The sequence below is a fragment of the Streptomyces sp. NPDC060002 genome (assembly GCF_042737245.1).
Lineage (GTDB): Bacteria > Actinomycetota > Actinomycetes > Streptomycetales > Streptomycetaceae > Streptomyces.
In genome coordinates this window covers 337,606-348,093 of record NZ_JBHWUW010000002.1, presented here as the reverse complement: position 1 = coordinate 348,093, position 10,488 = coordinate 337,606, and the positions used below count along the sequence as shown (strand labels likewise).

7 protein-coding genes are annotated in these 10,488 nt (G+C 69.7%); 6 read left to right on the top strand and 1 reads right to left on the bottom strand.

Annotation, left to right across the window (positions count from 1 at the left end; genetic code table 11):
* Positions 1-277: 277 nt before the first annotated feature.
* The 4 genes from ACFWBD_RS04030 (at position 278) to ACFWBD_RS04015 (ending at position 6,881) form a co-directional block, all read left to right on the top strand.
* Complete coding sequence (locus ACFWBD_RS04030) at positions 278-1,474, top strand: hypothetical protein (protein WP_385662244.1); 1,197 nt, start codon at positions 278-280, stop codon at positions 1,472-1,474.
* Between the two features lie 248 nt (positions 1,475-1,722).
* Positions 1,723-3,222 (top strand): D-ribitol-5-phosphate cytidylyltransferase, encoded by a 1,500-nt coding sequence (locus ACFWBD_RS04025; protein WP_385662241.1) that lies wholly within the window; start codon positions 1,723-1,725, stop codon positions 3,220-3,222.
* 186 nt (positions 3,223-3,408) lie between these two features.
* A complete protein-coding gene (locus ACFWBD_RS04020) occupies positions 3,409-5,478 on the top strand; it encodes a hypothetical protein (RefSeq protein WP_385662238.1) in 2,070 nt (689 codons plus the stop codon).
* 176 nt (positions 5,479-5,654) lie between these two features.
* Positions 5,655-6,881, top strand: coding sequence for a glycosyltransferase family 2 protein (locus ACFWBD_RS04015; RefSeq protein WP_385662236.1), 1,227 nt, complete (start codon positions 5,655-5,657; stop codon positions 6,879-6,881).
* A gap of 73 nt (positions 6,882-6,954) precedes the next feature.
* On the opposite strand, the gene ACFWBD_RS04010 is transcribed toward ACFWBD_RS04015, so the two are convergent.
* Positions 6,955-8,355, bottom strand: coding sequence for a polysaccharide pyruvyl transferase family protein (locus ACFWBD_RS04010; RefSeq protein WP_385662233.1), 1,401 nt, complete (start codon positions 8,353-8,355; stop codon positions 6,955-6,957).
* Between the two features lie 240 nt (positions 8,356-8,595).
* On the opposite strand from ACFWBD_RS04010, the gene proB reads away from it, so the two are divergent.
* Together proB and ACFWBD_RS04000 are read left to right on the top strand one after the other, a co-directional pair.
* Entirely contained in the window at positions 8,596-9,702 is a 1,107-nt protein-coding gene (gene proB, locus ACFWBD_RS04005) for a glutamate 5-kinase (RefSeq protein ID WP_385662232.1), read from the top strand.
* A gap of 132 nt (positions 9,703-9,834) precedes the next feature.
* Positions 9,835-10,380, top strand: coding sequence for a hypothetical protein (locus ACFWBD_RS04000; RefSeq protein ID WP_385662271.1), 546 nt, complete (start codon positions 9,835-9,837; stop codon positions 10,378-10,380).
* The last annotated feature ends 108 nt before the right edge of the window (positions 10,381-10,488 follow it).

Below are 10,488 nucleotides of genomic sequence, written 5' to 3'. Positions count from 1 at the left end.
GCGCAGCACCAGCGCCCGGATCGAGTGCACGGTGCGGGGCCGGCCGCCGCGCCAGGGGCCGGGCGGGGTGGAGGGGGGGGGGGGGGGGGGGTGTGGGAGGCCCCGCCGGTGCGGGGGGGGGCGCGCCCGCCGCCGCCCCCCCCACCACGGGTCTCTCTTCGTCTGGGCGGATGCGGAAACCGCGAGGTGGGAAAACGCTGAACGGAGCCCGGGACTCATCTGCGCCCCAGGCTCCTCTCAGCGTCCCCTAAGGAAGCTCTCTTACCGTCTTCTGACCATGGAGACGGACTGTACGAACCCCGCGGACTGTACGAGTGACGGCGCCCCGGTCCCCGCGAAACCCACCCCGCAGGCCGCCGGCACCCGGCTGCTGCACATAGGGCCGCACAAGACCGGGACCACCTCGATCCAGGGCGCTCTCTTCGCGGCGAAGGAGAAGCTGCCGGCTTACGGCGTCGCGTACCCGGCGCAGAGCAGACACCCCATGCAGGCCGTGCTGGCCGCCTGCTCCCGGGCCGGGATGATCGGCGACACCACGCCCACCGAGCGGCACTGGACGCGGCTCGTGGAACAGGTGCACGCCACCGGCCGCCACACCTGCGTGATCAGTAGCGAGTTCTTCGCCGACGCCCCGGACGACGCGACCGCCGAGCGGATCGTCGAGCAGCTCGGCGGGGAGTCGGTGCAGGTGCTGGTCACCCTGCGCCCGCTGGTGAGGATCATGCCCTCGCAGTGGCAGCAGTACGTGCAGAACGGCCTGCGCATGGGCTACGAGGAGTGGCTGGAGCACATGCTCCGCAAGGCCCCCTACGAGAAACCCAACCCCAGTTTCTGGCGCCGGCACCGGCACGACCGGCTGGTCGAACGGTGGGTGCGGGTGGTCGGGCCCGAGCGGGTCACCGTCGTCGTGGTGGACGACCGGGACCGGGGCGGGCTGATGCGCACCTTCGAGGGGCTGCTCGGACTGCCCGCGAATCTCCTTCAGCCCGTTCCGGACACGGCGAATCGCTCTCTCACCCTCGCCGAGACCGAAATGCTGCGCAACCTCAACAAGGAATTCCGCGGTAATGGTCTCCCCGACGAGCTCTATTCTCTACTGGTTCGTAACGGCGCCGTCATGCATATGAAGAACACGTGCAGCCCCACCTCACAGGACGTGAGGATCTCCACACCCGACTGGGCGGTCCGGGCGGCCACCGGGATCGGCGCCGAGATGGCCGGCCGGATCGGGTCGACGGGGGTGCGGGTGATCGGTGACCCGGCCCTGCTGTCCGCTGTGCCGGAGCCCGCCGGGCAGGGGCCGGGGGAGGCCCGGATCGCCCCCGAGGTGGCCGCTCAGGCCCTGTACGGGGCACTCGCCGCGGTGGCCGCGGCGCCCGGCGGGACCTTGGCACGTGCGGTGCACCAGACCTCGTCGAAGGAGCTTGTCCGGGTTCTCGGGCACCGCTGCCTCAAGCGGTTGCGGCGGCACTGACGCCGTCCGGCGCGCTCCTGCCCGTGTCACTCCGTCACTCTCGGCAATGACATACTCCTTGTGGAGTAACTCACAGCTTTTCCAGGGACCATCCACGGGAAGCCGCGCCGGAGTCTCGGGAATCGCCGTCGAGACCAGGTGAATGCCAGGTTGCGTACACATTTGCAGCGAACGGCGCTCACCTTGCATCGCGGTAACCGCAAGTGGGACCATTTCCCCGTTCCCTGTCGCCCCAAGGTAGGTCCACTGTGTCCCAGCACATAGCCAAGCCCCGTACCACCGCAGTGATCCTGGCCGGTGGCACCGGCCAGCGCGTGGGTCTGTCGATCCCCAAGCAGCTGCTGAAGATCGCCGGCAAGGCAGTCATCGAGCACACCCTGACCACCTTCGAGAAGGCCGACTCGATCGACGAGATCATCGTGCTGATGGCACCGGGCTATGTGCCGGACATCGAGAAGATCGTGTCCAAGGCCGGGTTCAAGAAGGTCCGGAAGATCATCGAGGGCGGCTCCACGCGGAACGAGACCACCGAGCGCGCCATCGCGGCCCTGGGCGAGGGGCTGGCCGACGGCGAGGATCTCAACGTCCTCTTCCACGACGCCGTGCGTCCCCTGCTCTCGCGGCGGGTCATCGACGACTGCGTCACGGCGCTGGAGCGCTACCAGGCGGTCGACGTCGCCATCCCGTCCGCGGACACCATCATCGTCACGCGCACGCACGGCGAGGACGGCGAGTTCATCACCGAGATCCCGGACCGCTCCCGGCTGCGCCGCGGTCAGACCCCGCAGGCGTTCAAGCTGTCCACCATCCGCCGGGCCTACGAGGTGGCGGCGGGCGACCCCAACTTCCAGGCCACCGACGACTGCACCGTCGTGCTGCGCTACCTGCCCGACGTGCCGATCCACGTCGTGGCGGGTGACGAGTACAACATGAAGGTGACCCAGCCCGTCGACGTCTTCATCGCCGACAAGCTCTTCCAGCTGGCCTCCTCCGCCACCCCCGAGCAGAATGGCGAGGAGGTCTACCGGGAGCTCCTCACCGGCAAGACCGTGGTCGTCTTCGGCGGTTCGTACGGCATCGGCAAGGACATCGCCGAGCTCGCCGAGTCCTACGGCGCCACGGTCTACGCCCTGGGCCGCTCCACCACCGGCACGCACGTGGAGAACCCGGAGGAGGTCGACGACGCCCTGTCCAAGGCGTACAGCGAGACCGGGCGCATCGACTACGTCGTCAACACCGCGGGCGTGCTGCGCATCGGAAAGCTGGCCGAGACCGACAACGCGACCATCGAGGAAGCGCTGAAAGTCAACTACCTGGCACCGGTGCAGATCGCACGTTCGGCGTACAAGTACCTCGCGGAAACGAAGGGCCAGTTGCTGCTGTACACCTCCAGCAGTTACACCCGGGGGCGCGCCGAGTACAGCCTGTACTCCTCGACCAAGGCGGCCATGGTGAACCTCACCCAGGCCCTCTCCGACGAGTGGGCCGGTGACGGCATCCGGGTGAATTGCGTCAACCCGGAGCGCACGGCCACACCCATGCGTACCAAGGCCTTCGGGCAGGAGCCCTCGGGCAGTCTGCTCTCCTCGGAGGCGGTCGCCCGCACCTCGCTCGATGTGCTGCTCTCCGAGCTCACCGGGCATGTGATCGACGTCCGCCAGCAGGACCCGACGGCGGCCGCCGGCCGGGCGTCGGGCTTCGAGCAGGCCCTGGCCGGAGTGCTCGACCGACAGGATGGCATGGCATAATCCATCGGAAATAGCCATCGATTTTTCAGGCCTCTGTGGCTCCCTGTTTACGGAGAATTCACAGAGGCCTGACCCGTAAAACTCCCGAAACCTTCACAAAGGATTTTCCGGACTTTTAGTACCTATGACCGGCCCCCTCCCAGAGCAGGTTTCTCCGTGATATCCACCGCTATTCGCGTAGCCCGGGTGGGCAGCGCGGCCGAACTGGCCGCGGCGGTCCTCATGATGCTGGGCTACCCCGGCCTCATGGCGGCCGCGCTCGTGCCGAGCGTCCCCGCCTTCGCCGCCGCGGCCGCCGTGACGTACCTGGCGGATCTCTACCTCCACCGCAAAGGCAGTCGCCTCATCGCCCTCCTGGGCAAGGTGCGGGCCGGTCTGTCCACCCGGTTCCTGGTCCGCGAGCTGCTGCTGATCCTGCTGCTGGCGAGGCTCGACCTCTCCCAGGAGCCGGTCTTCTACGCGGCGATCGCGTGCTTCACGGTGTTCTTCGGTCTCCAGGCCCCGCACGGCGCGCTGATCACCCTGATCGGCAAGCGCCGTCAGATGCCGGTCGTGACCAGGAACGTCGACCTGGCCTCCAGGCTGCGCATACCGGACGCCCCGCCGCGCCGCCTGCTGAGCCGCGCCACCGTGAAGATGCTCCACCTCGACCTCGCGGCCGTCGTGGGTCTCCTCGTCAGCGCGCTCACCGACTCCGAGGCCGCGGGCTTCGCCGGCATCGGCGTCACCCTGGGCCTGGGCGCGCTGTACGTGCTGGCGCTGGTGCCGTATCTGCGGGCGAAGCGGCTGCCGCCGAAGGCCGACAAGGTCCTCGGCACGGTCAGCGCCTGGCTGCGCGAGTACCGCCCGCAGACGGTGCTGTACTTCTCCGGCTCCGACGACTCCGCCTACCAGGTCAACATGTGGCTGGAGACCATGGAGCAGATGGAGTCCCGGCCCCTGGTCATCCTGCGTGAGCGCACCGTCCTGGAGAAGATGGCGCCCACCTCGGTCCCGGTCGTCTGCGTGCCCGGGGGGGTGCACCTGATGAACATGGACCTGTCCATGGTGCGGGTCGCGTTGTACTGCGCGAACGTCGGCAAGAACATCCACCTGCTGCGGGTCCCGACCATGAAGCACGTCTTCATCGGCCACGGCGACAGCGACAAGCTCGCCAGCGTCAACCCGTTCAGCAAGGTCTACGACGAGGTGTGGACCGCCGGCCGCGCGGGCCGCGACCGTTACGCCATCGCCGACGTCGGCATCCGCGACGAGGACATCGTGGAGGTCGGCCGCCCGCAACTGGCGCCGATCAGGATCTCGGAAGGCACACCCGAGGGTCGTATCGCGACGGTTCTGTACGCGCCCACCTGGGAGGGCTGGGACGACAACCCGGGCAACACCTCGCTCCTGCTGGCCGGCGAGAACATCGTGAAGAAGTTGGTCGCGGCCGATCCCCCGGTCCGCGTCCTGTACAAGCCGCACCCCTTCACCGGCACCCGCAGCGCCAAGGCCGGCGCCGCGCACCGTCGGATCACCGCCCTGATCAAGAAGGCCTCCGCCCAGCGCGCGGGCGACCCCCGCTTCACCGCCGACCCGGCGGCCGAGGCCGGGGCCAGGGCGGAACTGACCCGCCTCAAGGCCCGGCTGGACGGTCTCTCCCTCGCCTTCGACGAGCGCGCCGACGAGGCCGTGACGAGCCGCGACGGCATCGTCGACGTCCGCAAGCACGAAGAGGCCGCCCGGCTGCGCGCCGAGTGGAACGAGACCTACTGGCGCTCCTTCCCCTCCTTCGAGCACCGGGTGATCACCGGGGCCGGACCCCGCCTGTACGACTGCTTCAACGCCTGCGAGGCGATGGTCTCGGACATCTCCAGCGTGGTCTCCGACTTCATCGCGAGCGGCAAGCCGTATGCGGTCGCGGACTCCGCGGAGCTGGGCGCGGAGGAGTTCAGGCGACAGAACACCGCCGTACGCGCGGCGGTGATCCTCGGCAACGGCGCCGCCGAGCTGGACCAGCTGCTGGACGCGGTCCGCGACCCGGCCGGCGATCCGCTGGCCAAGGACCGCAAGGAACTCAAGGAGTACCTGCTCGGACCCGACGAGCCCACCTCGCTCGAGCAGTTCGACACGGCGATCACCGACCTGGCGCTGAAGGCGGAGGCGCGCAACGTCGGCCAGGAGTCCCACGCCGTCTCGGCGGACGCCGCGGTCGGTGCCGCGCCGGACGACGCGACGGAGCTGCCCAAGGATGCCAAGGGCGTTACGGCCGGCTGACACCCGTATTTCCTGAGGCCGGGCCCCCGGAGTGTTCTCTCCGGGGGCCCGGCCTCTTGTACGTTCTGTGATGTGGGACACGTGCCGAAACCCAGGCAACCCACCCCGTTCATCCATCGTCTACCGGGTATCCAAAGTGTTCATGTGGGGGAACCGGTGCGTGTTGAGAGGGAAAAGTGACCGCTGCGCAGCCTGACGTCACGGTGGTCATCGGGGCGTACGAAGCGATGCCGTACCTGGTCGACTGCCTGGCATCGGTAGAGGCACAGACCCTGGACGCGGCGCGCCTGGAGGTCATCGCCGTGGACGACGGTTCCCAGGACGGCACCGGGGAGTACCTGGAGGAGTTTGCCGCCCGCGTGCCCATGGCCGTCACCGTGGTCCGCCAGGAGAACTCCGGCGGCCCCAGCGGCCCGCGCAACGTCGGCCTCTCCAAGGCCACCGGGCGCTACGTCTTCTTCCTCGACGCCGACGACCGGCTCGGCGCCGAGGCCCTGGAGCGCATGGTGGCCATGGCCGACCGCAACGGCACGGACGTGGTCCTCGGCCGGGTCGAGGGCATCAACCGCAAGCCCCCGAAGTCGATGTGGGGCGAGACCCTCGACCGTACGGACGTCTACTCCTCCAACATCAAGTTCACCCTCAGTGCGCAGAAGCTGTTCCGCCGGGAGTTCCTGGAGCGCCACGGCATACGCTTCGACGAGTCGCTGTGGACCGGCGAGGACGCCCTGTTCACGATGGAGGCCTATCTGCGGGCCGACGGCGTCTCCGTGGTCGCCGACTACACCTGCTACTACCTGGTGGGCCGCACCGACGGCAAGCATGTGACGAAGAGCGGGAGTTACACCCTGCGCTTCGACTCCGCGCGCGCCCTGATGGGACTGCTGGAGCGGCTCGTCCCGCCCGGCGCCAAGCGGGACGTGCTCATGGTCCGCCCGTTCCTCGTCACCGTGCTGCCGCAGTTCGGGCCCGTCTTCCTCAGGAACGACGAGGAGATCCGGCGCACCAAGATGGAGCTGGCCAAGCCGCTGATGGACACCTACTGGAACGAGGGCGTCGCCCAAAGGCTCCGGGTCCACGAGCGGCTGCGCCTGGAGCTGGTGGCCCGCCGGCGCCCCGAACTCCTGGTGGACGTCCTCGAGTTCATCAAGGCCAAGAGCGAGCCGGCCCCGGTCCTGAAGAAGCGCAACACCCAGCTCTACCTGGCCTATCCGCACTACGGCTCCCGCACGGCGGGGGTGCCCGACCGGATCTACCTCGCCGAGCCCCGCGAGGCCAAGGACTTCCCGGGCTGGCGCAAGGACCCGACCGAGACCTTCCTCCGCGGCTTCACCCGTAAGGTCCGCCGCAGGCTCCGCCGACTCCGGCACCCGATGCGACCGGGCGGCCCGGCGGCCGCTTGAGCCCGCGCGGCCGCGGTGCCGCACGGCCGCGGTGCCGCACGGCCGCGATGCCGCACGGCCGTGCTCGCGGGACCTACTTGCTCGGCTTCAGCGCGCGGCGCAGCGGGCCGCCCACCGCGCGCTTCGCGCGTCGGTAGATCGACGGGGCGGGGATGACCGCGGCGGCCTTGGCCGCGGCCTTCGCGCCGGGCCGGTTCTTCGCCAGGTCACGCTTCAACTGGGCGTTGTGGGAGTCCAGTTCGGTGATGCGCTGCTGGAGCCAGCCGAACCTGCCGGCCAGCGAGGCGAGGTCGGCGTCGTTCCAGGGGCGCACGCCCGGCGGGAAGGACAGCGAGCGCAGCTTCTTCTCGAAGGCCACGCCGCCGTCGCCGTGGGTGAAGGCGTTCGGCAGCCCGTTCTTGTCCAGGAACGCGGTGAACCGGTCGAAGCGCTCCTTGTGGTTGCCGCTGAGCCCGGTGAAGTCGGCCTCCTCGTACAGCTCGGCCGGGTCCAGGTCCGCGGGCACCTCGCTGAGCAGCCGGTGCGGTATCTCGAAGTAGCGGCACAGCTCCAGCGTGCGCGAGTCGAAGGCCAGCACGGTCGCGGGCGTGCCCGCCAGCAGCGCCGCGATGTTGCCGTGGATGCGCGAGCCGAAGGAGTAGTCGAAGTCCCGCAGGTCGTCGATCCAGGTGATCGGGTCGATGTAGACCCGGGCCTTGTCCTCCCGGTACATCGGGTGGTCGGGGTGGGTCGGCATCTCGGTGATCCGGCCGGCCGGGGAGTCCACGTCCCGCCAGTGCAGCTGCTTGGCGTCGGTGAGGTTCTGGCCTATGTAGCGCAGGTTCGGGTAGCGCTCGTGGGTGCGGGTGATGACCTTGTGCAGCCCGCCGCCGCGCACCGCGGTGTGCGAACCGTTGATGCCGATCCGGGACTGCGCGGTCAGGGCCGGCGTCTTCTTCTCGACGGGCAGCCGGTCGCCGTGCATGAACATCGACGGGCAGCCGATGACCTCGACGTCCCGGAAGCCCATGTCGGTGAGGTACTGCTCGGTGAACTCGCCCCGCACGCCTATGGAGGCGCTGCGTTCCAGCACCGCCGCGCAGAAGGCGCGCACGCTGGGCTCCATGGGCTTCAGCCGTGCCGGGTCGTAGGTCACACCGGTCTGCGCGCCGACACCCATCACCACGACCGGGATCTTCAGCTTCGATATGAGCCTGGTCAGCCGCTGGAGCGGCTGCTCGAAGGTCGGCCGGAAGGCGTTGGCGAGGGGTATGACGAAGGCGTCGTACTCCTCGTTGATCCGGGCCGCCGCGTTCACGTCGGTCCGCATGCCGTTCGAGAAGACCTCGGAGTCCGGCGTGGTGAGGATCTTGTGGGCGGCATCGCTGAAGATCAGGTTGCCGGAGTTGGTGGCGATGACGTCGCGGTGGAGGGCTTCCTCGACCGGGACGACGTCGAAGGGGCTCTTCCCCGATCTCAGGAGTATGCGCTTCACAGGGCGAACTGTAGGTGACACAAACTTCAAAATAAATTTGTGTTCTCTTCAAATTGCATGGGGAACCAGTACAACCTTTTTGCCGTACGCAAAGCGTGAGCGAACGGTCACGGCAGCGCGCGCTGTCCGCGAAGTGAAACCCCTGCGCGGCCTCCGCCCCTGTTCGCGTAGATTGCCAGGCGGGCAGCCGTCGACCTACGCGAGGGGCGAAGAAACAAGGTGGCAGGGGCAAGGCAGGCCGTGAGCGAGGCCCGCAGGATCGTCGTCAAGGTCGGCTCCTCGTCGCTGACCACCGCCTCCGGCGGACTCGACGCCGACCGGGTCGACGCGCTCGTCGACGTCCTCGCCAAGAGCCGCAGCGGAGGCGAGAAGGAGATCGTGCTCGTCTCCTCGGGCGCCATCGCCGCAGGACTCGCCCCGCTGGGCCTGCGCCGCCGCCCGCGGGACCTCGCCCGCCAGCAGGCCGCCGCGAGCGTCGGCCAGGGCCTGCTCGTGGCCCGCTACACCGCCTCCTTCGCCCGCTACGGCGTCCGCGTCGGCCAGGTGCTGCTGACCAGCGACGACATGAGCCGGCGGGCCCACCACCGCAACGCCTCCCGCACCCTCGACGAGCTGCTCGCGATGGGCGCGTTCCCGATCGTCAACGAGAACGACACGGTGGCCACCGACGAGATCCGCTTCGGCGACAACGACCGGCTCGCCGCCCTCGTCGCCCACCTCGTCCACGCCGACCTGCTGGTCCTGCTGTCCGACGTCGACGGCGTGTACGACGGCGACCCCAGCAAGCCGGGCACCTCACGGATCGCCGAGGTGCGGCGCCCCGAGGACCTGGCGCACGTCGAGATCGGCAGCACCGGCAAGGCGGGCGTCGGCACCGGCGGCATGGTCACCAAGGTCGAGGCCGCCCGGATCGCGGCGGCCGCCGGCATTCCCGTGGTCCTCACCAGCGCCGTCCACGCGGCCGACGCCTTCACCGGCGGGGACACCGGCACCTACTTCCACGCCACCGGCAAGCGCTCCGCCGACCGGCTGCTGTGGCTCCAGCACGCCTCCACCCCGCAGGGCTCGCTGACGCTGGACGACGGGGCGGTGCGCGCGGTGGTCGAGCGGCGCACCTCGCTGCTGCCGGCCGGGATCGCCGCCGTCGAGGGCGAGTTCAGCGCGGGCGACCCCGTCGAACTGCGGGACACCCGAGGGCGCGCGGTGGCCCGCGGCCTCGTCAACTTCGACGCCAAGGAGATCCCCCAGCTGCTCGGGCGGTCGACCAGGGAACTGGCGCGGGAGCTGGGCGCGGAGTACGAGCGCGAGGTCGTCCACCGGGACGACCTGGTGATCCTGCACCCGTAAACCCGCTCGAACGGTCCGTACCGGTGGGGGACGTTCCGTGAAACCGCCCCGCGGAGCCGTGCGGCCTGCTCAACTTTGTCCCAGGGACAGATTCCGCACGAGCGCTGCGTAAAGGAGGCCGTCGTGAGACGAGTGCGCCCTGGGGCGGCAGCGACCCGTGGGAGTACCGGCGAAACCGGTTCGGCGGCGCCGCGTACGGCCGGTCCGGCTTCGTCACGTGCCGCGGGTGCGCCCACGCGCGCGCCGGGCGAGGAGCGCGCCCTGACCAGCGTGGCGGCGGGCGACCGGTACCTGGCCCAGGAGGGCGCCGAGTCCCAGGGCGGGCAGCCCGTGGACGTCCCCCGGCTGTGGCATGTCACCCTCAGCGTCTCCGGTGAGGAGGCCCCGCTGAAGGAGGTCCGGCGGGCCATCGAGCAGCTTGCCCACGACCACCCTTTCCTCCTGACCAGCAGATACGCGGGCGACCACGCCGAGATCCGGTACTGGGAGGAGGCCCGCGACCTGCATGACGCGGCCGCCGTCGCCCTGCGGCTGTGGGGGGAGCACCGCCAGACCGCCGGGCTGCCGCCCTGGGAGATCGTCGGCCTGGAGGTCATCGACCGCCAGACCTACCACCAGCGCATCGCCGAGGGCTATGGACCGGCCCCCGCGACCCCGGTCGGCGTCCACCCGTACTGACGCCGTCGTCGGCGGGCCTCGGGAGGTTCGAGCGGCGCATCCCGCGGCACGTCTCGTGGCGCATCTCGGGGTGTGGAACGAACGGTGGACCGGCCCGCGCGGCGCACT